The 1,204-nt window shown below is 62.3% G+C and carries 1 protein-coding gene and 1 pseudogene; both read left to right on the forward strand.

From position 1 onward, the window contains the following. A pseudogene (locus tag BG842_RS33295) lies at positions 1–307 on the forward strand (aldo/keto reductase); the annotation flags it as partial. Beyond that, positions 296–1,204: M48 family metallopeptidase (locus tag BG842_RS21795; protein WP_069451867.1), on the forward strand; the 909-nt coding region annotated here is incomplete at its 3' end. The pseudogene BG842_RS33295 and the gene BG842_RS21795, both read left to right, overlap by 12 nt.

Raw genomic sequence — 1,204 nt, forward strand, 5'->3', positions numbered from 1 at the left:
CTACTGGCCGACGCGGACGGACGACCCGAACGGCCGGGGTCTCTCCCGGAAGCACCTCCGGCGACAGATGGACCTCATCCTCGACCGCCTCGGGACGGACTACGTGGACCTCCTCTACATCCACCGCTGGGACGACGACACGCCCGCCGACGAGTTCATGCGCACCCTGGACGGCTTCGTCCGCGACGGAAAAGTGAACTACCTCGGCACCTCGACGCTCGAACCCAACGCGTGGAAGGTCGTCAAGGCGAACGAGATGGAGTACGAACCGTTCCGCCTCGCACAGCCGCGATATATGACGATTTCGCTGATCGTTCGAGCGTGGGGAATCACGCTCGGACTCTTGGCCGCCACGCTCCTCGCGGTTGCAGCTGTCGTTCGGACTGGTGCCCCCCTCCCTGTCGTCGGCCTCGGTCTCTTCGTGTTCGGTATCATCGCCTTTCTGTCGTACCGCTCCGGTGGTCGCTACGAGTTCGAATACGAACACGCCAGGCCGTTCGACCCCAATGAGTTACCAGACGTTCAGCGGGCGGTACTCGAAGTCTGCGAAACCGCCGACCGTCCCGTTCCCCGAATCGTCCTCATGGAGATGGACGCGCCGGGTGCCGTCGTCGGCTACGACGACGGTGAACCCGTCGTCGCGTTCGACCCGCTCCTCCCGCAAATCGTCGGGCGAGTAGGCGTGAGTGCGTTGTTCGCACACGAACTCGGTCATCTAGGAACGGATATCCACACGGACGCGATTCGTGCGTACACTCCCCAGATACTCGGTTTCAGCGCGTTCTGGCTCGTCGTTCTTGCAGGACGCGGCCCGTTCGTAGCCGCCGTCGGCTCGCTGTTGTTCAGCGCGCTTGCGTTCATCGAAGAGCGACCAATCCGCCTCGTTCGGTATGCATTCGGGTTGGGTGTCGAACCACTCGCACTCGCGCTGAGTCGGTATGCGAATCGAATGGAAGAGTACCGTGCGGACGCCTACGCCGCCCACGTCGTGGACCCCGAAACGCTCGCCGATGCGCTCTACCGAGTCGCAGCTATCGCAACTGGCGAGAACATCGAGGATATTGCTGGCCCGGTTCCGTGGAACACGGATCGTTCACTCCTCTTTTCCTTGTTCGCAACCCATCCATCGATAGAGAACCGCGTGGCTCGACTCGGCTGTGATATCCCCACGTGGGCCAGTCCATATCGTCCGCGTCAAATCGCA

This window comes from Haladaptatus sp. W1, assembly GCF_001723155.1.
In the GTDB taxonomy this organism is placed as follows: Archaea; Halobacteriota; Halobacteria; order Halobacteriales; family Haladaptataceae; genus Haladaptatus; species Haladaptatus paucihalophilus.